Below are 22,057 nucleotides of genomic sequence, written 5' to 3'. Positions count from 1 at the left end.
CGAACCCCACGGCTTCTTCAACCAGAACCCCACCCTGAACCTGCCCACCGAAACCCGCGGCACCACCGGCGGACACTGCAGCACCAAATAACCGGCAACACCGCTAGTAAACCGGCAACACCGCTTCGGTCCCCGGCACGCCCACACCGTGCCGGGGACCGAACCCACCCCCCACCAATTCCCTGGCTGTCGTGAAAGGCGTGATCGGCGTGTTCAGCATCCCCGCACTCAACTGGGCCCTCACCGCCGTCCTGCTCCTGGGCGCAGCCGGCCACCTGGCCAGAACCGTACGCACCGGCCAGGCCACAGACCGTGTCAACAACGCCCTGCACGCCCTCATGCACCTGCTCATGGCCGCCATGCTCTGGAACCTCGCCCCCGCCACCCTCCTGGCCCAGATCACCCTCCTGGCCGGCGCCGCGCTCTGGTTCACCATCCAAGCCGTCGCCCGCCCCGAATTCCCCCTCCTCTGCACCGGCACCACACGCCGCCTCGGCTGCGCCCGGCGCCGCGCTCTGGTTCACCATCCAAGCCGTCGCCCGCCCCGAATTCCCCCTCCTCTGCACCGGCACCACACGCCGCCTCGGCTGCGCCTACCACGCCCTCTCCATGAGCGCCGCCGCCCTCATGATCGCCCTCATGGCACCCCACACCACCCCCGACCCCACGGCAACAAAGAGCACCACCGGCATGACCATGCCCATGACCCACGCACACCACCACACCACCGCCGCAGCCACGGCCTCCGGCTCCCCCGTGCTGGCACCCGCCCCCGCCCTCGCCCTCGCCATGACCGTGCTCTTCGCAACCGCCGCGGTGGTCTTCACCATCCTGCTGCTCCGCAAACGAACCACCCGCCACCCAAACCACCCGCACGCAAACCACAAACACCCCACCCACACCACACACGCACTCGAAGCCCTCGGCGCCACCGCCATGGCCCTCATGTCCGCCACCATGACCACCTGAGCAGAACCCATCAACCTTAAGGACCCACTCATGCGCGTTCACATCGCAACCGACCACGCCGGCATGGAGCTTAGCTCCCACCTGATCACGGCGCTCTCCGCCAGCGGCTACGAGATGGTGGATCACGGGCCCTCGGTCTATGACGCCGAAGACGACTACCCGGGATTCTGCATCAAGGCCGCGCAGGCCGTGGTCGCCGACCAGGCCGCGGGCGTGGACGCGCTCGGCATCGTGCTGGGCGGTTCGGGCAACGGCGAGCAGATCGCCGCGAACAAGGTCGAGGGCGTGCGCGCTGCCTTGGTGTGGAACCTGGACACGGCAAAGCTGGCCCGCGAACACAACGACGCCAACGTGGTGGCCGTGGGCGGACGCCAGCACACCGTCGAAGAGGCCACCGAGCTGATTGAGGCCTTCCTGGCGGAACCCTTCAGCAACGCCGAACGCCATATGCGCCGCATCGGCAAGATCGCCAGCTACGAGGCCACCGGCGTCGTCGCCTACTGAGCCGACCAAGCCGATTATCACACCACACACGCACTCGAAGCCCTCGGCGCCACCGCCATGGCCCTCATGTCCGCCACCATGACCACCTGAGCCCGAAGGGCGCCCGAAACGGTCCCGGCCACGGCGGCGCAGCGGCGTGCACCCTTGCGCCAGGTGACGTTCCCTCCCGGTTGCTCCCGCCTTCACCGGACAAGCAGCGGCATTTCCGCAGCTCAGGGGTCGGTCAAGCGCAGCGAGCGGCCGTGAACCACATTGCAGGCGGGAAGGAACGTCGCCGACCCGCCCTCACAGAGCCGACCCGCCCTTACAAAGCCGGCATCACCAGTGCGCGCGCCAGTACTGCGGCGCGGAAGGGGTCTTCTCCAACGCCTCGCCGAGTTCCCGTGCTGCCAGTGCGGCCCAGTTCGGCTCACGCAGGGCGGCGCGGGCGATCGAGACGCCGTCGGCCTGGCCGTTCACCAGCACCTGCTCCGCCTGCTGGGCCGTGGTGATCATTCCGACGGCGGTCACGAAAGCGTCGTTTTCCACGCCCCGCGCAGCCGCATCGGCGGCGAGGGCCTTCTTCACTTCGTCCGCCAGCGCGATCTGGTAGCCCGGACCCACCGGCCCCCGGTAGGCGCCGATCCCACCGCTGGACAGGTCAAACACGGTGACGCCCAGTGAACGGAGTTCCACGGACAGCCGCGCTGTCTCTTCGATGGTCCAGCCGCCGTCCACCCAGTCGGAGCCGGAGAAGCGCACGCCCAGAGGCTTTTCCGCCGGCCATGCGGCGCGCACGGCGGTAACCACTTCCCGCAGGTACCGGGTGCGGCCCTCGTACGAGCCGCCGTACCCGTCCGTCCGCGTGTTCGTCAGCGGAGACAGGAACTGGTGGATCAGGTAGCCGTGGGCGGCATGGATCTGGACGAAATCGAAGCCCGCCTCGTCGGCACGCCGGGCGGCATCCGCCCACGTTTCAACGGAGTCCCCGATCTCGTCCACGGACAGCGGATGCGGCTCGGCCAAGCCGAATGCAGAGGTGGCCGACGGCGCCACGGTGACCCAGCCGCCGTCGCCGGGTGGAACGGACCCGGTGAGTCCCTGTGAAACGAAGCGCGGCACGTTGCCGTAGGTGGACGCCTTGGCGCCGGCATGCGCCAGCTGGACGCCGGCGGCGGCGCCCTGGCTCCTGATGAAGGCGGTGATGGGCTTGAAAGCCGCCGCCTGCCCGTCGTTCCAGAGGCCCAGGTCCTCGGGCGAGATGCGTCCCTCCGGCACGACGGCGGTCGCTTCAGCGATCACCATGCCGAACCCGCCCGCGGCCCGCGCTCCGAGATGGACGAAGTGCCAGGGAGTGGGAACGCCGTCGCGGGCGTCGACGGAGTACATGCACATCGGGGCGAGGAAGGTCCGGTTGCGCAGCACGAGCTGGCCGGACGGGGCGGAAAGGACGGCTTCGGAGAAAAGTGTGCTCACGTCGGTGGCAACGAGGGATCCGTGCGGGGTATTCCGTACGGTACCCGCAGACCCGCCCTGCCAAGTTCGGTAAGTTAGTGCCTGTGAAGATTGCTACCTGGAACGTGAACTCCCTCCGTGCCCGTGCCGACCGTGTGGAGGCCTGGCTGCAGCGCAGCGACTGCGACGTCCTGGCCATCCAGGAAACGAAGTGCAAGGACGACAACTTTCCTTGGGAACTCTTCGAACGCATGGGCTACGAGGTGGCGCACTTCGGGCTGAGCCAGTGGAACGGCGTCGCGATCGCCTCCCGGGTGGGGCTCGACGACGTCGAACGCACCTTCCTCGACCAGCCGGTCTTCGGCAAAGCAGGCAAGGACCCTGTCCAGGAGGCACGCGCCATCGCCGCTACCTGCAACGGGGTGCGCGTCTGGAGCCTCTACGTGCCCAATGGCCGTTCCCTGGACGATGAGCACATGCCCTACAAGCTCAAGTGGCTGGACACCTTGAAGGGCCACGCTGCCGGCTGGGTCACGGAGAAGCCGGAGAGCCAGATCGCGCTGATGGGTGACTGGAACATCGCCCCCACGGACGAGGACGTCTGGGACATCGATTTCTTCCTGGCAAACCGCATGACCCACGTCAGCGAACCCGAGCGAGCCGCGTTCCACGCCTTCGAAGCCGCCGGCTTCACCGACGTCGTCCGCCCGTACACGCCGGGCCCCGGCGTCTACACCTACTGGGATTACACCCAGCTGCGCTTCCCCAAGAAGGAAGGCATGCGCATCGACTTCGTCCTGGCCTCCCCGGCGCTGGCGGCCCGCGTCACCGGCGCGCAGATCGACCGGGAAGAGCGCAAGGGCAAGGGCGCGTCGGACCACGCACCGGTGATTGTCGAGCTCGCGGACTGACGCGGACCGGCTTTCCGTAGACAGGCAGGCAACAGGTGAAGGAGGCGGGGCTGCAATGAGCGAAGACTTCTACCGCGGCCAGGCAGGGCTTCCCTTTTCCTCTGCCCTGCGCGTCTACGAGCCGCTTGAGGCGTTCCCCGAGCGGCAGCGCGCACAGCTCGAAGCCAGCGGCACCCGCGGCGGCTCCCGGGCCGCCGTCGAGCACGCCGAACTCCTCGCTTCCCTCGGCCGTGTCACGCGCCCCGGGGGCGACCCCTTCCCCACCGGCCACACGGACCTGGTCCGGGTGACGCGCGCCCCCGCCGAAGGTGGAAAGCACGACGGCGGCCGCCTCCTTTACTGCCCCAGCCAGCTGGTGATCCGCGCCGGACTGGCGGCGAACGCCTTGATGGAAGGCATCCACGGTTCCCTCGCGGAGCTGCTCATCCCGGTGGACCAGCGCGAGAAGCACCAGCTCCGGATCGACCGGATCAATGCGGGCCAGGATTCCAAGCGGGTGCATACGCGGGCCTCCACGTGGGGCATTCCGTTCAGCTGGTTCTCGCTGTTCCAGGAGGCGGACCACAAGGAGGTGGTGGAGGGCAACGGCCGCATCCTCACCGTGCGGGTGTGGGTGCCGTTGACCGAGGCGCTGGAGCGGGCGCGTTTCGCTGTAGCCAACCTGGCCCTCGCGGCACCGGACCTGGACATGCTGGACGACCTCACGCAACTGACCGAATGGTTGGAGATGTTCCACGTGGACTCGATGGTGGAACTGGACTACGGCGCGGTGGCGGACAAGGTCTACCCGGACGAGTCTCCGCTGGATGTGCGGCTGGGCATCGAGTGCCTGGCCGAGGGCGACATGACCGGCGCGGCCGCGGCGTACCGCCGGCTGGCGTCGCGCTGGATCCCGATCCGGCAGTTGGCCCGCGCCTCGTAGCTTCAGGCGGCTAGTTTCAGGCGGCCTAGCTTCAGGCGGTCTAGCTTCAGGCTGCGGGCGGGGCCGTCGTTTCCCGGACGATCAGGTGGTGCTCGGCGGTGACCGATCGGATGGATCCTGCAGTCCCGCCAAGCTCTTCAAGAAGCATTCGGGTGCCTAGCTGGCCCTGTTCGAGGGGGCTCTGGGCAATGGTGGTCAGCCCCATGGCCTCGGAGAATTCGTGGTTGTCGATGCCGATGATCGAGAGTTCCTCTGGCACGCGCACGCCGCGCCGCCGGGCCTGCAGCATCGCGCCGATCGCCATTTCGTCGGAGGCGCAGAACAGCGCGGTCGGCTTCGGTCCAGGCTTGGACCACAGCTCGTCGAAGCCGGCCTGCCCGCTGCTGACGGTGAAATTGCCGAAGATGTCCCACTCGGGCGGCAGGGTTAAGCCGGCATCCTTCATGGCCTTGATGAAGCCCTCCACGCGGAGGCGGGGAACGGCGAAGTTGAGGTCGGAATCGTCCTGGCCGTGGAGCAACGCGATCCTGCGGTGGCCCAGCTTCAGCAGGTGCTCGGTGGCTTCCACGGAGGCCGCAAAGTCGTTGATCCCGATGCTGGGGCAGGATTCCACGGGCCCGCCGACCACTACGAGGGGGATGTCGATCCGCTGAAGGTCGCCCACTTCTTCCGGGGTGAGGGACATGCAGAGCACCAGCAAGGCGTCGATCTGCTTGTAGACCATGGTCTTGCTGAAGAGGCGTTCGCGGCTTCCGCTTTGCCCGCCGAGGTTGAAGAGCGAAAGGTTGTAGCCGTTGGCGTGCAGTTCCCGGTCCACGCCTTCGATGGCTTTGAAGAAGAACCAGCGGTCCACGTAGGGGGCCAGCACGCCGACGGTGCGGGTCCGGCCGGTGGCCAGTCCGGACGCCGACGAGGAGGCGACGTAGCCAAGTTCCCCGGCGATCCTGAGGATTTTCGCCCTGGTGGCTGCAGAGACCCGGGGCAGTCCCCGCACGGCCCGGGAAACTGTGGCCGTTGAAACTCCGGCGGCCGCTGCGACGTCTTCGATGCTTACCCCGGCATGCCCTCCGCGCTGGGACCGCTCGCTCGTCTTCGCCAATGAAACCCTCTCCTGAGACCGCACGGAGGCGGGAAGTCCCTGCCGAGGGCTGGTATACAGTTTATCCCGCCGGCAGATGTCCCCGGGTTCCGCGCTCTTTTTGCCGCTTGCCTATTCGAACCGGCGCCCGGTCCGGGCGGGCAGCCGCCGACGCAAGCGCACAAGTCCCCACAGTCCCAGCACGGCGGCGAGGAGCCCCAGGGCCCAGCCGAGTGCAGGCTGGGCGGTGACTTCCATCCAGACTGTGGTGACAAGCAGCACCAGGGCCCAGAAGCCAAGGAAACCGATCAGGATGTCCAGGTCCTCGGCCGAACGGCGCTTGCGGCGTGCGTGGATGTCCTTGTCCGCGGAGCCCCCGACGGCGGGGCTGCCGCCGTCGGAAGCTGCGGGGTGTCCGGGACGGCTCACTTGACCGCGCCCGCGGTAAGGCCGGCCACGATCTTGCGCTGGAAGATCAGCACCAGGATCACCAGCGGGATGGTCACGATGGTTCCGGCGGCCATGACGGCGGTGTACGGTTCCTGGTGCGGCTGGGCACCGGCGAAGGACGCAATGGCGACCGTGACGGTCTTGGTCGCGTCCACCGACAGCTGGCTTGCGATCAGGAATTCGTTCCATGCCCCGATGAAGGTCAGGATCGCCGTCGTGAAGGTGGCCGGCGCCGCGAGGGGCAGGATGACCTTGCGGAAGGCCTGGCCCTGGGTGCAGCCGTCGATACGCGCCGATTCCTCAAGCTCCCACGGCATCTCCCGGAAGAAGGAGGTCAAGGTGTAGACCGCCAGCGGCAGGGAGAAGGAAATACTCGGGATGATCAGCGCCTGGTAGGTGCCGAACCAGCCAATGTTCGTGAACAGCTGGAACAGCGGGGTGATGAGGGCGACGCCGGGAAACATGGATGCGCCCAGGATGAAACCGAGCACCAGGCTCTTGCCGCTGAACCGCAGGCGGGCCAGGGCATAGGCCGCGAAGACACCGACAATCAGCGAAATGATCGTGGTGATGCCCGCGACGATGAGGCTGTTGATCAGGTTCTGGGCGAAGTGGTTGCCCCGCGATTCATCGAACACCGTGGCGAAGTTGTCGAACGTCACGTGCGTGAAGAAAAACGTCGGGTCGAAGGTGTAGCCGACGTCGCGGAAGGCCGTGACGATCATCCAGTAGAACGGTGCCAGGCACCAGATGAGGATGATCGCAGCCTGGATGTAGGTGCGGGCCGGAGCCCAATCGAAGACGCGGCGGCTGGCGGGAACATCGGCGTGCCGGGCAGCAGTGGCGGTTGCGGTGCTCATGTCACTTCTTTCCGGTAGTTGCCGCGTCCACGGCGTTCGCGCCAAGGAAGCGGACGAAGATGAACGCGACGAGGAAGATCACGATGAAGGTGATCGTGGACAAGGCCGAGGCATTGTTCAGGCCTTGCCTGATCTGGTCGACCACCAGGATCGAAAGCGTGGTGGTGTTGTTCGCACCGCCGGTCATGATCGCGGGGAGGTCGTACATGCGCAGCACGTCCAGCGTGCGGAACAGGATCGCGACCATCAGCGCGGGCTTGACCAGGGGAAGCGTGATCTGGGTGAAACGCTGCCAGGCCGAGGCGCCGTCGACCTTTGCCGCCTCGTAGACCTCGTCCGGGATCAGCTGGAGCCCGGCCAGGATCAGCAGGGCCATGAACGGGGTGGTCTTCCAGACGTCCGAGATGATGATGGCCCATTTAGCCGGCCATTCGGAACCGGTCCAGAGGATCTGGGTGCCGAAAAGTGTGTTCACGATGCCTTCGAAGGCGAACATGAAGAAGAACAGCTTCGCAGTCACGGCGGTGGGGATGGCCCACGGCACCAGCACGGAGGCCCGGACCAGGGCCCGGCCGCGGAAGGCGCGGGACATGATGACTGCCATCCAGAAGCCGAGCACGGTCTCCAGCGCGACCGTCACGATCGTGAAGAAGAACGTGGTGCTCATGGCGTCCCAGAACTGCGCACCAAGGGTGCCCGGCGGGCAGGGACCAAGCGCCGGCCCGGAACCACACTGCTGCAGCAGCCAGTGGGTGTAGTTCTCGAAGCCGGCGAAGCCGCCTTCGGTGAAGAAGCCGGTGGCCGGATCGAGGCCGGAGTCCTTCTGGAAGGACATGATGATGGCATTGATGATGGGGTAGACGATGACTACCCCAAGCAGGACGAGCGTTGGCAGTATCAGGGTGTAGGCCCAGCGGCCCTGGGTGACCTGGCGGCGGTCAGCGCTTTCCTTGCCCGGCATGTGATGCGTGCCGGCCAACGTCTCTTTGGCACTGGTCGGCGTGGGGGCCTCAGTGGACATGATGACTCCTGTTCTCCCCTTCTTTGGGGAAGCCGGAGAACCGCCGCTGCGCGGCGGCTCTCCGGCGGGTAGAGGACCGCTACTTGGCAGCGTCGATTGCGGCCTGCATGTCCGCAATCGCCTGGTCTACGGATTTCTCACCCTTCAGTGCCGAGTAGGCGTTGTCCTGGACGGCCTTGGTGACGCCCGGGTAGAACGGCGTCACGGGGCGCGGCACGGCGTTCTGGATGGAGGTCAGCAGGGTCGGCATGTACGGAGCCTGGGCAACGATCTCAGCATCGGTGTAGATGTTGGCCTTCACCGGCGCCAGGGAACCCTTCAGGGCGAAGAACTTCTGCTGTTCGTCCTCGGTGAGGAACTTGGCGAAGTCGAGGGCAGTGGCCTTGTACTTGGAGTAGACACTCACGGCTGCACTGTGGCCACCGAGCGAGGAGGCACCGGGGCCGTCCTTGCCGGGGAGCGGAGCAACGGCGAAGCTGTCCTTCACCTTTGAGGAGCCGTCAGTCTTGGCCAGGTTGTACACGTACGGCCAGTTGCGGAGGAAGAGGAGCTTGCCGTCTTCGAATGCCTGGCGGCCCTGTTCTTCCTGGAAGGTGATGCCTTCAGTGGGGATGTTGCCGTCCTTGTAGGCTTCGACCAGCTTGCCCAGGCCTTCCTTGGCTTCGGCCGAGTTGACCGTGGACTTGCCGGCGTCATCCACGATCTTGCCGCCGAAGGTGTTGATTGCCTCGGCAGCGTTCACCGTGAGGCCCTCGTACTTCTGGAACTGGCCCGCGTAGCAGCCGATCTTGTTCGACTTGGCGATGGAGCACATGGACATCATTTCGTCCCAGGTCTTGGGCGGAGTGGGGACGAGGTCCTTGCGGTAGTACAGCATGCCGCCGTCGGAGTGGACCGGAACGGCGAACAGGGTGTTGTTGTAGGTTGCGGCCTTTACCGTGGCCGGCAAGAGTGCCGAAGTGTCAACGGCCATCTTGTCCTTGAGCGGCTGCAGCCAGCCCTTCGCGGCAAACTCTGCGGTCCAGACGACGTCCACGGTCACCAGGTCGTAGCCCGGGTCCTTGGACTGGAAGTGCTGCACGAGGTCGTCGTGCTGCTGGTCGGCCTTGTCGGTCTGTTCCTTCAGCGTGACCTTCTGGTCCGGGTGGGCGGCATTCCAACGGTCAACTGTGGGCTGCTGGACGGCTGCGTTGTCCTTGCCGGTGACGTAGGTGATCGGGCCGCGGCCATCCAGATTGGCAGCTGCATCGCCGCCGCCGCTCTGGGTTCCACCCCCGCCGCCACCGCCGCCGCAAGCGGACAAAGAGATGGCGAGCACGCCGGCAACAGCGGCCGGAAGGAGGTACTTGCGAGTTTTCATTTCCGGGACTCCTCGATGAGTGAACCAGGTGATTGCCGCTATGCGGCGATGTGATGTGGTGCTGCTCACACTAGCGAGGATCGAGGGAAAAATGCAAGCGTTTACACATATTCCCGTAATCGTTAGGAAACACGGAATACATAACCCCTCCGTGACCAACTCGAGACCAAGGAACCCCCCGCCGTGGCCGCTCCGACACCGAAGAACATCTACCTGGTCCAGCCGTGCTCGTCCGCGGCGGGAACGGCCACGGGATGGGCGAGCTGCCCGGCATCACCTCATGCCTGGAGTGCCTTTCCGCACTAGGGGTCGACGCCGCCCAGCAGCTGTTCCGCGAGTTGCCGCCGTCAGCCACGGCCAGGTCAAGGCGAACCGCGCCGCGTGGCTGGTGAGGCCCGAAGAGTGAATCAGGTCCGAATGCTGAAGAGGTCCGGGACGAACCGATGGCAGGTCCCGCCGTTGCCGGCGGGACCTGCCATCAGACTGAGGACCAGGCGCTACTTGTCGCCCTTGAAGAAGCCCGCGATCTTGGAGCCCAACCCCTTGACGTTCTCCACCGCGTCGCCCGCGAACTCCTTGGCGTTTTCGACGGCATCGCCCGCGAACTCCTTCACGTTCTCCACCGCATCGCCCGCGAACTCCTTCACGTTCTCCACCGCATCGCCCGCGAACTCCTTCACGTTCTCCACCGCATCGCCCGCGAACTCCTTCACGTTCTCCACCGCATCGCCCGCGAACTCCTTCACGTTCTCCACCGCATCGCCCGCGAACTCCTTCACGTTCTCCACCGCATCGCCCGCGAACTCCTTCACGTTCTCCACCGCATCGCCCGCGAACTCCTTCACGTTCTCCACCGCATCGCCCCCGGGAACCTGACCCTCAGTGTTTCCATTGCCGTTTGCTTCGCTCATGGTTCTCTCCTTCTCCTGGTTCTCGTGTTCCTGGTTCGTCGGCTCCACTCAGACGCGTGTCCCCCGGCGGCCCGGGCAAAGCCCAAGCAAAGGGAAAAATGCTCATCCCCCTGCCAACAAACTAGGGCCCGTCGGACTGGCGCGGCAAGGCAAAACCCCTGTCCAGGGCGTATACCGACATATAGACCGGGATGTTCACCGCCGCGTCAACCAATGGCTATATGGACCCACGCCGGAGAGGGGACGGACCTCAGCGGACGCGTTCAGCTTTGCTGAACCGGGAGCGGGCGCCGCCTGCGATGTGGAGCAGCACCGGGGTCCTACGACCCACCACAAGGTCCAGGGCTTCGACCAGGCCGGAAACCTCGGCCGCGAGTTGCTGCGGGGAAACCCCCTGCCTGGGGTGCACCCGCACCCTCAGGCCAGGCCGGCCTTGGAACTCGTAGGTGGCGACAAAGACCGCTGCGAGATCGGCGCGTCCGGCCAACGCGGCCTTCAGGGCCTGCTCCGCCACGCCGCCGCCGATCTGGACGTCGCCAGGGGTGGTTTCGTCCTCATAGTCCGCAACGATCAGGTTGGCCCGGCCCTTGCCCTGCTGCGCCAGCCAGGACACCATCAGCACGATCAGGATCACCATCACGGCAGCGGCGGCCACCCAGAGCCAACTCTCCTGGCGCCCGGGAATCCGGGTTTGCTCGGCCAGGTAGGCAGCGTGCTGGTAGACATCGGCCGACCAAACACGCCACCACTGGGCCACCGAGGGAACGCTGGCGAGCAGCACGAGCAAGGCGCCGGACGCCGTCATGAGCAGTCCGAGGATCCCCACCAGGATCCGGTTGAGGATGTGCGGGGTCCCGTTCACGCTCCGATCACCCCCGAGACGGCGACGTTCACGCGGATGGCCGGCATGGGCGAGGGCGCCATGGCGCGCAGTTCGTCCTCGACGGCGGACTGGACGCGCTGCTCGTGCACCGGGACTCCGGAGGTGGGCCGGACGTTGACCACCACCAGGCGCTGCGACACCACCACCATCACTTGTTCCTGGGTGACGTTGGCGGCAGCGCGGGCGCTTCGCGCCAATGCTGCGGCGATGACTTCGTCATCCACCACGACCGCCACCCGCGGATCATCGAGCAGATGCCGAGCACGCCGGCCCGGGAGAACCGCAGTGAGCAGGAAGATGAGGCCAAACATCACCAGAACCGCGCCTGTTGCGCCGAGCAAGAGCGGGGAAATGCCTTCCGGAAGTTTCACGATGCGCTCGGCCGCTGTCTGCGGGTCGATCAGCCAAGGCTGCTGCCCGATGGCGCGCAGCGCCGACTCGAGCAGTCCATAGACGCAGATGGCGATGACCAGGACGGCGGCCACCCCGGCGGCCAGCGCACGGGAGGAACGGGTCTCGCGGCGGAGGATGGTGCGGATCCCGGGATCGGCGGGCGCATGGACGTCCTGGCCGCTTGTCACGCTGCTTGTGCCGCTGCTCATTGGACCCGTCCTCCCTCGGTGACACGGACCCCGCTGATCCTGATATCCACGCGGCTCAGGAGGGAGCCGCTCAGCTCTGTAACCCTGCGCAGGATGTCTGTCTTGGCCGCCACGGCACGGTCCCACACGGAGCCACCGGACGCCGCCACCCGGTCTGGTTCCACAAGGACGTCCGCCAGCGGCGGGATGCTCACGGGCGCGACGATCGACAGGGCCAGCAGGCCGCCGTCGTCGGACCATTCGGCGCGGACGTCGTGCGCGTGGACACCCAGCGCCTCAGCGGCGGCTTCGCGGGCCAGCGATGTCAGCGCCTGGGTGCTGATCCGGTTGTGGCCGGCCAGGCCCGCGGAAGCCTGGCTGACGGCCGCGGGAGCTGCACTCATGACGAGGAGCGCCGGCCGGTGATGGCGTCCAGCACGCTGCGCAGGTCCAGCTTCCCGTCGGCTGCGCGGCCGAGCATGGCCCCGATGCCCATGAACAGGAGGGAAACCAGGAAGCCCCAGAGTCCGAACTGGAAGGACATGAAAGCAACGAAGGCACCGATTCCGATGCCGACCACGGTCATGTTCACTGCAGTGCCTCCCTTTCGGTGCCCGCCCTGCCGCCCGGTTTCGCCGGCGGGGCGATGTAGACGTCGTTGATTTCGATGTTGACCTCGATGACCTGCAGGCCCACGAGCTTCTCCACCGCACTGTAGACGGCGGCCCGGACTTGGTTGGCAACGTCATGGAGGGGGTAGCCGTACACGGCCACGAGGTTGATATCCACGGCTACTTGGGTTTCGCCCACTTCGGCACGGACGCCTGCTGCGTGGTCCGAGCTTCCGACGGCGTCCCGGATGGCGCCGAGCGCACGGGACGGTCCGGAGCCGAGGGAGTAGACGCCGGGGACCGCCTTGGCCGCGATCCCGGCTACCTTGGCAACGGCCGAATCCGAGATGACCGTGCGCCCGGTGCCCGCAGGCTGTTCCTCCGCTGCCAGTTCCCCTGCTATCTCGTCACGGTTTATCTCGTCACGGTCCATGCCTGCGCCCCTCCCCTTCTTCTGGGTACCACCCTAACGCGTGGCTGCGACAGCTTGGGGGCTACTTGCAGTTCCTGTCCAGCCATTCCTCGATCGGCTTGAAGAGCTGTTCGAACTCGCCGGTCCCGTACTTGCTGTAATCCGTGCCTGCCGAATCGACGAAGGCCTTGAGCTTCTCGAAATGCGGCTTCAGCTCGTCGGGAACCTTGTCCTGGAACTTGGCGAGCTCGTCCTGGGCCTTCTTCACCTCATCGGGATTCCCGCCCATCGCGCCCGCCATTGGCAGGATCGAGATGCTCAGCACGGTGGCACTGACAGAGAGGCAGGCCTCGCTCATTGATCCGAAGCCGCCGGCCAGCCCACCTGATCCGCCGGTACTGCCGGACGATGAGCCCTCCGGTGACGGCTCCGACGCCGAGGGCGACGGCGGGTTGCTTTGCTGCGTGTTCTGGGCCGTCGGGGCCGGGAACGAACAGGCTCCCAGCGCCATGGTCGCGGCCAGTGCGGCGGCAAGGAACAGCCTGGACTTGAGCTTCATGGTTTCCCCCATTTCGACGCGGCCTGAGTGCCGGCGAGGAAAGAATACGCCCGGGGCCCACCGCTGAACAGAGCGGGGAATGAGGGACTTGAAGAACAGCCCGCAAAGAAGAAGCGCGTTAAAGAGAAAAGCACCAATTCCGAAGAATTGGTGCTTCCCAGTGGTGGCTCCGACCGGCGTCGATCCGGTGACCTTTCGATTTTCAGTCGAACGCTCTACCAACTGAGCTACAGAGCCTGAGGTGTTTTATCACCGTGATAGCCGGAATCTCTTCCGGCCATCAGAGCGACCCTGACGGGACTTGAACCCGCGACCTCCGCCGTGACAGGGCGGCGCGCTAACCAACTGCGCTACAGGGCCTTGCTTGTTTGCGGCGTATCTACCGCGTTTTTCAAGGCTTCCAGCCTACCAGACTTTTCAGCCTGCTTTGACCACTTCCTTGCGTACCCCCAACGGGATTCGAACCCGTGCCGCCGCCGTGAAAGGGCGGTGTCCTAGGCCGCTAGACGATGGGGGCCTGGAACAATCCGGATTTGCGGCAGAGAAGATCCCTGGGAATCTTTCCTGATGTTCGCTCGTCCGAACTGGACTCTAAAACTTTAGAGCATAGAGGCGGATATTCCCAAATCGGCGTCAGGCGGGCCCTCTGGAGCCGCGCAAGCTTGGCAGTTTCTTGTTGCAGGACGTCCGGAAATCGCGAGCCAAGTGCCGGTCCCCGGGGATAGTTTGGCTGCATGGCCACAAGCATCCCCACCACTCCCCAAGGCACGGCGCCCACAGGCAGCCGGGGCATCAGCAAAGCCGGCGTCGCCGCCGTCGTCATTACCGTCGTTCTCTGGGCTTCGGCTTTCGTCGGCATCCGTGCCGTCGGCCCAAGCTTCTCCCCCGGCTCCCTCACGCTCGGCCGTCTGGCGGTTGCCGCCGTCGCCCTCGGCGCGGTGGTGCTGCCCACCATCAAGGCCTGGCCGAAGGGCCGGGAATGGTGGCCGATCCTGGCCTATGGCGTGATGTGGTTCGGTGGCTACAACGTGGCGCTCAACGCGGCGGAGCACCTGCTGGACGCCGGAACGAGTGCCATGCTCATCAACGTCTCGCCGATCCTCATCGCGGTGCTGGCCGGAATCATCCTGAAGGAAGGGTTTCCGCGCTGGCTGATCATCGGCAGCGCGGTGGCGTTCGGCGGGGTGGCGATGATCGCCCTGGGTTCCGGGCAGCGCTCGACGGCGGATGTCGCCGGGGTGCTGTTGTGCCTCCTCGCTGCGGTGCTCGCCTCGGTCAGCGTGATCGTGCAGAAGCCCGTGCTGCGGAAGTTCACCGCGGCACAGGCCACCTGGTTCGGAATCATGGTCGGGGCGCTCTGCTGCCTGCCATGGGCCGGCCAGCTTGCGGCCGAAGTCCAGGCGGCGCCACTCCCGGCCACGGCGGGGCTTGTCTACCTGGGCATCTTCCCCACGGCCATCGCGTTCACCACCTGGGCCTACGCCTTGTCCCTGATCGAGGCAGGCAAGCTCGCCGCCACCACGTACCTCGTGCCGGGGACCACCATCCTGATTTCCTGGGCCCTGCTCAACGAAGTCCCGAGCATCTGGGGGCTCATCGGCGGCGTCGTGTGCCTAGTGGGTGTAGGGCTGACGCGGCGCCGCTCCCGCTAGGAAACGCCGCCTGCCAAACGGCGCCGCCGCCCGGGAGGCGGCGCCGTTCCAGGCAGTGCTAGCGTGCCATTCCGGCGAGCAGTTCACGATGCGTGGGCGGGTTCGCGCCGGGCCGGCCGACAGTGATGGACGCTGCCATCGAGGCCGTCTGGCCGATCCGCTCCAGCACCGTCGGAGCGAGCCCTTCGCTGCCGCGCAGCAGCAGGCCCATGATGAGGGCGGACATGTAGGAATCCCCGGCGCCGATGGTGTCGGCCACCGTCGAAGGAACGGCCGGCACGGTCAGCTGGGTAGCCCGGGTGGCCATGAGCGAACCGTTGCCGCCCCGGGTAACCACGGCCAGGTCCGCGCCCAGGCCGAGGATGCGCCCGGCGGCCTCCTCGAGGGACTTGCCCGGGTAGAGCCAGCCGGCGTCATCCTCGCTGAGCTTCACGACGTTGGACAGCGGAACGAGGCTTTCGAAGGTCCCGAGCGCCTCGGCGTGGCTGCCGAGGAGGTCCGCGCGGATGTTGGGGTCGAAGGTGACCATGCAACCGCCCTGGGCCTGTTCCAGCAGGTTCCGCACCACGCGGGCTCCGGGCTCCAGGAACGCCGCGATCGAGCCGGTATGCAGGATCTTCGGCGCGTACGGGAGGGTGGCCGGGGGAAGTGCCCATTCGATATCGAAGGTGTACTCGGCGGAACCGTCGGCCGCGATCTCTGCGGTCGCCGTCGCCGTGCTTGCAAGCGACTGGGAACCGGGCAGCAGCACGACCCCCGCGCTGCCCAGGTGCGCCGCGATGGCCTCGCCGCGGAAATCGCGCCCGACGGCGGTGAGCAGGCCGACGCTCACGTCGAGCCGGCCCAGCCCGTAGGCGACGTTCGCCGGGGAACCACCCGGGTATTCGGTCTGGCCCTCGGGCGAGTTGACGATGTCGATGAGTGCTTCGCCGACCACGACGACGTCGAGCGGCTCCGGCGAAACGGCTTCGGTGGGGTTCATGGTTTCCTTCGTTCTTGTGGGGGGTGTATGGCGCGCCGGCTGTTGGGTGACTCGTTGGGCGGCGCGACCGACTGGCGTTCGATCAGGGGGCATTCGAAGAGTTCGGTGCGTCCGGAACCGGCGGCGCGCGAACCGGCCGCACCCGGTCCTGCAAGGACCAGCTCGACGGCGCGCCTGCCCATCTCGACGAAGGGCAGTTCCAACGTGGTCAGTCCGGGCCGCAGGTTCGGTGCCAGGGTCTCCTGGTTGTCGAAACCGACCACCGACACGTCGTCCGGGACACGGAGGCCGAGCGAGTCCAGGGCCTGATAGGCGCCCCAGGCGGTGCGGTCGTTGGCGCAGAAGACGGCGGTGGGCGGATCGTTCAGGGCCATGAGCTCCAGCGTGTTCGCATAGCCGCCGCGCACCTCGCCCTCGCCGTTGCGCAGCAGGCCCGGCCCGGGTGCGATGCCGGCGTCAGCGAGCGCGCGCAGGTAACCGGCGCGGCGGCCGGCAGCGGCGGGCAGCCCGACGTCGTCGGGAATCCCGATGTTGATCATCGCGATCCGCCGGTGCCCCGCGTCGAGCAGGCGCTTGGTGGCGGTGTAGCCGCCCAGCTCCTCATCGGGGGCGATGCTGGGGAGCCTGCCGCTGCGGTCGCGCGAATTGAGGACGACGGCGGGCACCTCGCCCAGTGCCTCCGGCACCTCGAGCACCCGGTGGTACATCCCGGCATAGACGACGCCTGCCACCTTGTAGGACAGCATGGTCTCCAGGGAGGACTCTTCGAGCGCCTTGTCCCCGCCGGTGTTAACGGTCAGCAGGAGCAGCCCGGCTTCCCAGGCGCGGGCCTGCGCGCCTTCGATGATCTTGCCGGCGAAGGGGGCGGTGGCCACGAAGTCCCCCACGAAGCCGATCATTCCGGCGACGCCGCCGCGCAGGACCTTCGCGTGCGCATTCGTGCGGTAGCCGAGCTGCCTTGCCGCTTCCTGCACGCGGTGCCGGGTCTCTTCGGAAAACCTGGTGCCGGCGGCGTCGTTGAGCACCAGGGAAACGGTGGCCTGGGAGACTCCGGCGGCGGCCGCGACGTCATGCATCGTGGGGCCTGTCCTGTTGCCGGCGCGGCTCATGGGGCTACCTGTCTGCGGAGTCCGCGGGGGTGGGAAGATGACAATCCGGGGCTCGGGTTATGCGTATAACCCAAGCCCCGGAAACTGTATCCCCCGTCACTCTGCAGCGTCAACGACAGCAGCGGTTAGAGTCGAAGAATGTCTTCCCAGCTGCCGCCCGGCCTGCCGATCCAACCCGACGGGACGCCCTTCGACATGTCCGAGGAAGACTTCGAGGCGGCAGTGAGCGATGCCTTGCTCCTGATCCCGCGCAGGCTCGCCCAAGCCATGGACAACGTGGCGGTCTTCATTGAAGACGACTACGTGCCAGGACCGGGGGAGGACCAGGACACCGTGCTGCTCGGGCTCTACGAGGGCGTGCCCCTGACGGAACGGGATTCCTGGTGGGATGCAGGTTCCCTGCCGGACCGGATCACGATCTTCCGGCAGCCCATCCTGGACATCTGCTCCTCGCGGCAGGAAGTGATCGACGAGGTGGCGGTCACCGTGGTCCACGAGATCGCCCACCACTTCGGCATCAGCGACGAGCGCCTGCACGAACTCGGCTGGGATTGAGCCCGCCAGGGCTCAATCCCAGGGGGCCACGCCGGCAGGGTTCCCTGGCCGAAGCGGGGCGAGGCCAGGGGGCCGGCGGGGACTAGCCTTAGAGCATGGGGCACGACCACAACCATTCGCACGGCATCACGGCAACGGGGAAGCACCGGAAACGGCTCATCGCTGTCCTGGCCATCACCCTGGCGGTGGTGCTGATCCAGGTGGCGGGCGCCGTCGTCTCCGGTTCGCTGGCGCTGCTCGCCGACGCCGGCCACATGCTCTCGGACGCCGCAGGAGTCTTCATCGCGCTCATGGCCGCGTGGGTGGCCACCCGCCCGCCCAGCGATCAGCGCACCTACGGCTACCAGCGCGCCGAGGTGCTGGCGGCCTTGGCCAACGCCCTGATCCTGCTCGTCATTTCCGTGGTGATCCTGCTCGAGGCCATCCGCCGCTTCGGCGACTCCCCGGAAGTCCACACGGACACCATGCTTTTCGCGGCCATCCTGGGTGCCGTGGCGAACCTGGTATCGCTGCTGATCCTGCGCGGTTCCCACGAGGAGAGCCTCAACCTGCGCGGCGCGTACCTTGAAGTGCTCGGGGACCTGCTGGGATCGATTGCCGTCATCGCAGCAGCCGTGGTCATCATGCTCACGGGCTTCCAAGCCGCCGACCCCATCGCATCCATCCTGATTTCGCTGATGATCCTGCCCCGGGCCTGGCACCTGCTCCGCGACGTGGTGGACGTGCTCCTCGAGGCCAGCCCCAAGGGCGTGGAGGTCAGCATGATCCGCGAACACATCCTCTCCGTGAACGGCGTGGTGGGCGTGCACGATATCCACATCTGGACCATCACCTCCGGGGTTCCGGTGTTTTCGGCCCACGTGGTGGTGGAGGACAGCATCCTCAACGCCACCAGCACGGACCGGCTGCTGGACCAGTTGACCTCGTGCCTGGGCTCGCATTTCGACACGGACCATTGCACCTTCCAACTGGAACCTGCCAGCCACTCGGAGCACGAGGCGCACCAGCACGCCTAGGAGGACCTAGTTCAAAGGGCGCTCACACCCAGGCACAGGCTCCAGGGAACCGAGGGGAGTGCGATCCTCCGTTCAACCTGATGGTTGGTTGAGAGGATTGCACCGACAAGGCTGGCGGTGTTGGTGGCGATAACGACCCCGTTTTGCTCTACGATGCACGTGTTCGGCGGCAAGGGCCGAAGGAGTGGGTCGAACTCGGCCTGGAGGCGGCTGACGAGGACGTCCACGGCCGCGACGCCTGCCATCTTGCCCGCCCTGGTGACACGTTTGGTGAAGGTGATGACGTGCTGGTTGGTTCCGAGGGCGTCGATGTACGCGTAGCTGGCGTGGACCGAGTCATCAGCGTCGGACGCCGGCCACCACGGTGCCGTCGAGTAGTCATAGAACTCCGGATCCATTTCGAATCGCTGAGGTGATTCCGGGCCCGACGGAAGGTAGCACCAAATGGAGCCGGGTTCGCCGAAGTAGCCTTTTTCGGCGATGAACCCAGTCCCGTATAGTGCGGGCGTGGCTTTCAGATTCTCGCGCGCTACCTCGTAGACGCTGTCGAGTTCATCCAGCCTGCCCTTCTTTGCGTGGTCGAGTCCCTCCTGGGCGGCTTCTTCGACGCTCGTAATCGATGCAGCCGCTGCCCCTTCGAGATTCAATGCGAACGATTCCACGGCGGAAAGGGCGGTGTCGATGCCCTCATTGGCAGGCTGCGAGCCTGGCGGCGGAGAGTCCAGGGACAACCGCAGGTCGATGAGGCGGTTCATGTCCCGGCGAACATGCTCCTCGGCGAGGAGCCGGGCGCGGGCGGCATCCGCGGCCCGTATAGCGTCCACTATCATCGCGTGCTCTTTGGCCGCAGCGCTTCGGCGGTCGGAAGCCCCGGTCCATACCAATGCCCCGACCTCGGCTTGCATTGCCATCTCCTGACGGGTGAACAGCACGGATCCTGACGTGGCAGCAAGCTCTACGTGGAATTGACTATCCGCCCGCATCATTTCAGCGGGTGTCTTCGCCGTCTCGATCATCGCCGCCATCGAAGCGAGTCGTCCGATAGGGACCTGCTGTGATCGGCCGGCCGCCACCGCCGCGGCCGAACCGGCCAAGACGGCACGGTACTCGCGGATGTCGCGTAGATCCTCGAGGGAGTATGCGGCAAGGGTGTCCCGCTGGGCTTTGGCGATGTCTCCGGTGTTCGCCCGCACGAAGCTCCCGCCGCCCTTGCCTCGTCGTGTTTCCACTAGCCCCAAGTGACGAAGCTCGGCGAGCGCGGTTCTCAGGGTCATCGTGGAGACCCGCATCCTTGCCGCGAGTTCGCTTTCGCTGGGGAGCTGGGTGCCGTCTTCGAGTACGCCCAGCTCGATCGAATGACGGAGCCGAAGTGCGATCTCCTCGCCACGCTCGGCTGTCTCCAATGGCGCGAACGCGAGCCGCTCTCTCCAACTGGACATGGCCACCCCCTTTGAACGATGCCGCAGGCGTCTTAAAACTTTGACATCTAATCTTGTATGTCTATTGACATCTAAAATTAGAGTTCTAAGGTTAAGTGTATCAGAAGGCGGGATCGGGGGCCCGTGCCACCTCGATCAGCAGCAAGGAGTCGGTCATGTTGGACAGCACGGATGTCGTCCACATATGGCGTCAAGCAGGCAACACCACCCCGGTGGACCGCCTCAGCCTCTATGCGCAGGCTCTTACGGCCGCCTGTCCGGTCGGCGCGTACCGGACACTGAACGATGCGCAAGAAGACAGGGCGCTCCTGGCCTTGTTCCGGGTTGACCACCCCTATGCGACCCTTCCGTCCTTCCATCAGGTGCCTCCCTTGGCGCTGTCCGGCTACCACCAGTTGCTCTACGACCTGGCCCGCGAAGGACTCGGCCCAAGCGATGGGTTCCACGCCCGAGAGCCGAGGTTTGGGCATGCATCCAACGCGGCCCCACGCCAAGAGGTGGACGCTCTGGCTTTCAACGGTGGCGAACTACCGTGAAACGCCGCAGCATGGGGCCATTCACCACCCAGCCGTCCCTCGGGGGTACACGCTTCCAGACAGTCCTCCTCCAATGGCCGGCACCAGCGCAGGTCCGGGCTAACACCCCGGAAGCATGGGATGCACTCATGCGGGACCTCGACGCCGGCTTCGCCGCGGCGCGACTCCATAGAAGGTAAGTCCGGGATTAGGGGCCCAGATTGCACCAGGGCCCCAAACGCGCTTAGCCCTCGCGGTCGATCTGCAGGTAACTGAGTCCGCTCACATCAAGCCAATACTGCGTGGGGGTCTCCACCAGGCGCAGCAGGACGCCTTCGCAGGAATCGCAACGCACAACGATTCCGGGACCGTCTGCGTACACCGTTGCCCGGGCAACGACGCTGACGGCACCGCAGTGCTTGCACCGTCCGATCGCCTGGATGATGTCGAAGCGGAACAGTTCCCACAGCGCTCCCGCAGCGGCGTTCCCGTCAAGATGGGGTATCGGGTTGCCCGGGATCCCTGCGATGTCCTGGTCCTCGAAGCGCGGTTCTTCACGCCCCGAAGCCGCATTGCTGTTGCCGCTCACCGCGTCCCTCCCGTCCCGCCGAAGCGTTCGGTCTTGATCGTGGCGGCGGGATAGCCTGCCTGCACGAGCCATTCTGCGACTGTTTCGACGAACACTGTCTGGCCGCACACGAAGATGTCCGGGGCGACATCCACGGGCAGGATGTTCGCCAGCAGGGTTCCTGCGGTGAGCCGCGCCGGAGGGTTTGGCCAGCCCACAGGCACGCTGCGTGTGTAGACGTAGTCGACCGAGAACCTGGACGATTCAAGGCCCAAGGTCCGCAGTTCCTCCCGGTAGAACCCTGCCTCAGGTGACTTGAGTGAGTACAGCAACCGGAACTGCGAGGGATTCGCCGATGCCTCATGCGCACGAACCATCGACATGAGCGGCACCACGCCGGACCCTCCGGCGATGAGCTGGACCGGATTCGGGTCCGAGGGCCGCCAGACGAACCAACCGCCCACCGGGCCACGGATCTCCAACTGCTCGCCTACCGCAAGGTCCCTGACCAGATACGGGGAAACCTCCCCGTCGGCCAGTTCCGCGACGGTTATCTCGAGGATCCCGCCCATTCGCGCGGTGGCCACGGAATAGGACCGCACGGCCGAGTATCCGTCGTCCGCGGTGAGCCGGACGTCGATGTGCTGGCCGGCAAGATAGCCGTCCAGGCCGGCCACCCGCAGCCCTATGGTCCTGGATGTTTCAGTCTCGGGGACACCGCTGACCACGTCCGCGATGCGCCACATGGTGCTCAT

26 protein-coding genes, 3 tRNA genes and 1 pseudogene are annotated in these 22,057 nt (G+C 66.2%); 9 read left to right on the top strand and 21 right to left on the bottom strand.

The window, feature by feature from the left end:
* Window positions 1–191: 191 nt before the first annotated feature.
* From DWV11_RS20595 to DWV11_RS01635, 3 genes and pseudogenes are all read left to right on the top strand, one after another.
* A pseudogene (locus tag DWV11_RS20595) lies at window positions 192–488 on the top strand (DUF5134 domain-containing protein); the annotation flags it as partial.
* Window positions 489–525: 37 nt separating this feature from the next.
* Entirely contained in the window at window positions 526–969 is a 444-nt protein-coding gene (locus DWV11_RS01640) for a hypothetical protein (RefSeq protein WP_425452034.1), read from the top strand.
* A 30-nt stretch (window positions 970–999) separates the two neighbouring features.
* A complete protein-coding gene (locus DWV11_RS01635; protein ID WP_115787157.1) occupies window positions 1,000–1,473 on the top strand; it encodes a ribose-5-phosphate isomerase in 474 nt (157 codons plus the stop codon).
* Between the two features lie 318 nt (window positions 1,474–1,791).
* Here the strand turns inward: DWV11_RS01635 and DWV11_RS01630 are convergent, their stop codons facing one another.
* A complete protein-coding gene (locus DWV11_RS01630; protein ID WP_115787156.1) occupies window positions 1,792–2,928 on the bottom strand; it encodes an NADH:flavin oxidoreductase/NADH oxidase in 1,137 nt (378 codons plus the stop codon).
* Between the two features lie 83 nt (window positions 2,929–3,011).
* Between DWV11_RS01630 and DWV11_RS01625 the strand changes: the two genes are divergently transcribed.
* Complete coding sequence (locus DWV11_RS01625; protein ID WP_115787155.1) at window positions 3,012–3,818, top strand: exodeoxyribonuclease III; 807 nt, start codon at window positions 3,012–3,014, stop codon at window positions 3,816–3,818.
* A gap of 55 nt (window positions 3,819–3,873) precedes the next feature.
* Window positions 3,874–4,740 carry a DUF8083 family protein gene (locus DWV11_RS01620; protein WP_115787154.1) on the top strand — a complete coding sequence of 289 codons (867 nt, stop codon included), beginning with the start codon at window positions 3,874–3,876 and terminating at the stop codon, window positions 4,738–4,740.
* Window positions 4,741–4,786: 46 nt separating this feature from the next.
* On the opposite strand, the gene DWV11_RS01615 is transcribed toward DWV11_RS01620, so the two are convergent.
* The 15 genes from DWV11_RS01615 to DWV11_RS01540 form a co-directional block, all read right to left on the bottom strand.
* Entirely contained in the window at window positions 4,787–5,839 is a 1,053-nt protein-coding gene (locus DWV11_RS01615; protein ID WP_115787153.1) for a LacI family DNA-binding transcriptional regulator, read from the bottom strand.
* A 111-nt stretch (window positions 5,840–5,950) separates the two neighbouring features.
* Window positions 5,951–6,175, bottom strand: coding sequence for a hypothetical protein (locus DWV11_RS01610; protein WP_115787163.1), 225 nt, complete (start codon window positions 6,173–6,175; stop codon window positions 5,951–5,953).
* A 68-nt stretch (window positions 6,176–6,243) separates the two neighbouring features.
* Window positions 6,244–7,128, bottom strand: coding sequence for a carbohydrate ABC transporter permease (locus DWV11_RS01605; RefSeq protein ID WP_115787152.1), 885 nt, complete (start codon window positions 7,126–7,128; stop codon window positions 6,244–6,246).
* Window position 7,129: 1 nt separating this feature from the next.
* Window positions 7,130–8,149, bottom strand: coding sequence for a carbohydrate ABC transporter permease (locus tag DWV11_RS01600; RefSeq protein ID WP_115787151.1), 1,020 nt, complete (start codon window positions 8,147–8,149; stop codon window positions 7,130–7,132).
* 79 nt (window positions 8,150–8,228) lie between these two features.
* Window positions 8,229–9,509, bottom strand: a complete 1,281-nt coding sequence (locus DWV11_RS01595; RefSeq protein ID WP_115787150.1) for an ABC transporter substrate-binding protein — start codon at window positions 9,507–9,509, stop codon at window positions 8,229–8,231.
* Between the two features lie 497 nt (window positions 9,510–10,006).
* Window positions 10,007–10,420: a hypothetical protein gene (locus tag DWV11_RS01590; protein WP_115787149.1), complete on the bottom strand. Its 414-nt coding sequence runs from the start codon at window positions 10,418–10,420 to the stop codon at window positions 10,007–10,009.
* A gap of 250 nt (window positions 10,421–10,670) precedes the next feature.
* Window positions 10,671–11,282: a hypothetical protein gene (locus DWV11_RS01585; protein ID WP_115787148.1), complete on the bottom strand. Its 612-nt coding sequence runs from the start codon at window positions 11,280–11,282 to the stop codon at window positions 10,671–10,673.
* Window positions 11,279–11,905: a DUF6286 domain-containing protein gene (locus DWV11_RS01580; protein ID WP_115787147.1), complete on the bottom strand. Its 627-nt coding sequence runs from the start codon at window positions 11,903–11,905 to the stop codon at window positions 11,279–11,281. Before DWV11_RS01580 ends, DWV11_RS01585 begins: the two co-directional genes overlap by 4 nt.
* The gene (locus DWV11_RS01575; RefSeq protein WP_115787146.1) at window positions 11,902–12,288 is read right to left on the bottom strand and encodes a hypothetical protein; all 387 of its coding nucleotides are present in this window, start codon (window positions 12,286–12,288) and stop codon (window positions 11,902–11,904) included. Before DWV11_RS01575 ends, DWV11_RS01580 begins: the two co-directional genes overlap by 4 nt.
* Window positions 12,285–12,476 carry a hypothetical protein gene (locus DWV11_RS01570; protein ID WP_115787145.1) on the bottom strand — a complete coding sequence of 64 codons (192 nt, stop codon included), beginning with the start codon at window positions 12,474–12,476 and terminating at the stop codon, window positions 12,285–12,287. Before DWV11_RS01570 ends, DWV11_RS01575 begins: the two co-directional genes overlap by 4 nt.
* Window positions 12,473–12,928, bottom strand: a complete 456-nt coding sequence (locus tag DWV11_RS01565) for an Asp23/Gls24 family envelope stress response protein (protein WP_115787144.1) — start codon at window positions 12,926–12,928, stop codon at window positions 12,473–12,475. Before DWV11_RS01565 ends, DWV11_RS01570 begins: the two co-directional genes overlap by 4 nt.
* A gap of 61 nt (window positions 12,929–12,989) precedes the next feature.
* Entirely contained in the window at window positions 12,990–13,466 is a 477-nt protein-coding gene (locus DWV11_RS20000; RefSeq protein WP_168404505.1) for a hypothetical protein, read from the bottom strand.
* 161 nt (window positions 13,467–13,627) lie between these two features.
* Window positions 13,628–13,703, bottom strand: a tRNA-Phe gene (locus DWV11_RS01550).
* 49 nt (window positions 13,704–13,752) lie between these two features.
* Window positions 13,753–13,826: transfer RNA gene (locus DWV11_RS01545), tRNA-Asp, on the bottom strand.
* Window positions 13,827–13,910: 84 nt separating this feature from the next.
* Window positions 13,911–13,983 (bottom strand) — tRNA-Glu (locus DWV11_RS01540).
* Window positions 13,984–14,200: 217 nt separating this feature from the next.
* Between DWV11_RS01540 and DWV11_RS01535 the strand changes: the two genes are divergently transcribed.
* Window positions 14,201–15,118 carry a DMT family transporter gene (locus DWV11_RS01535; RefSeq protein WP_115787141.1) on the top strand — a complete coding sequence of 306 codons (918 nt, stop codon included), beginning with the start codon at window positions 14,201–14,203 and terminating at the stop codon, window positions 15,116–15,118.
* Window positions 15,119–15,176: 58 nt separating this feature from the next.
* Here DWV11_RS01535 and DWV11_RS01530 read toward each other — a convergent pair whose 3' ends face one another.
* Window positions 15,177–16,100 carry a carbohydrate kinase family protein gene (locus DWV11_RS01530; protein WP_115787140.1) on the bottom strand — a complete coding sequence of 308 codons (924 nt, stop codon included), beginning with the start codon at window positions 16,098–16,100 and terminating at the stop codon, window positions 15,177–15,179.
* Window positions 16,097–17,209: a LacI family DNA-binding transcriptional regulator gene (locus DWV11_RS01525; protein WP_245953385.1), complete on the bottom strand. Its 1,113-nt coding sequence runs from the start codon at window positions 17,207–17,209 to the stop codon at window positions 16,097–16,099. The genes DWV11_RS01530 and DWV11_RS01525 overlap by 4 nt, the downstream gene beginning before the upstream one ends.
* 138 nt (window positions 17,210–17,347) lie before the next feature.
* Between DWV11_RS01525 and DWV11_RS01520 the strand changes: the two genes are divergently transcribed.
* Together DWV11_RS01520 and DWV11_RS01515 are read left to right on the top strand one after the other, a co-directional pair.
* Window positions 17,348–17,764: a metallopeptidase family protein gene (locus tag DWV11_RS01520; RefSeq protein WP_115787138.1), complete on the top strand. Its 417-nt coding sequence runs from the start codon at window positions 17,348–17,350 to the stop codon at window positions 17,762–17,764.
* A gap of 95 nt (window positions 17,765–17,859) precedes the next feature.
* A complete protein-coding gene (locus DWV11_RS01515) occupies window positions 17,860–18,780 on the top strand; it encodes a cation diffusion facilitator family transporter (RefSeq protein WP_115787137.1) in 921 nt (306 codons plus the stop codon).
* Between the two features lie 11 nt (window positions 18,781–18,791).
* On the opposite strand, the gene DWV11_RS01510 is transcribed toward DWV11_RS01515, so the two are convergent.
* The gene (locus DWV11_RS01510) at window positions 18,792–20,219 is read right to left on the bottom strand and encodes a GntR family transcriptional regulator (RefSeq protein WP_115787136.1); all 1,428 of its coding nucleotides are present in this window, start codon (window positions 20,217–20,219) and stop codon (window positions 18,792–18,794) included.
* A gap of 155 nt (window positions 20,220–20,374) precedes the next feature.
* Here DWV11_RS01510 and DWV11_RS01505 point away from each other — a divergent pair, with 155 nt between their 5' ends.
* Window positions 20,375–20,755, top strand: a complete 381-nt coding sequence (locus DWV11_RS01505; RefSeq protein ID WP_115787135.1) for a hypothetical protein — start codon at window positions 20,375–20,377, stop codon at window positions 20,753–20,755.
* Window positions 20,756–20,978: 223 nt separating this feature from the next.
* Here DWV11_RS01505 and DWV11_RS01500 read toward each other — a convergent pair whose 3' ends face one another.
* Complete coding sequence (locus DWV11_RS01500; RefSeq protein WP_210725639.1) at window positions 20,979–21,323, bottom strand: DUF6510 family protein; 345 nt, start codon at window positions 21,321–21,323, stop codon at window positions 20,979–20,981.
* Window positions 21,320–22,057, bottom strand: a complete 738-nt coding sequence (locus tag DWV11_RS01495) for an FAD-binding oxidoreductase (RefSeq protein WP_245953384.1) — start codon at window positions 22,055–22,057, stop codon at window positions 21,320–21,322. The genes DWV11_RS01500 and DWV11_RS01495 overlap by 4 nt, the downstream gene beginning before the upstream one ends.

This window comes from Arthrobacter silvisoli (assembly GCF_003369445.1).
Taxonomy (GTDB): Bacteria; Actinomycetota; Actinomycetes; order Actinomycetales; family Micrococcaceae; genus Arthrobacter; species Arthrobacter silvisoli.
The sequence above is the reverse complement of the archived record's forward strand: the minus strand, read 5'-3'. Positions and strand labels throughout refer to the sequence as shown.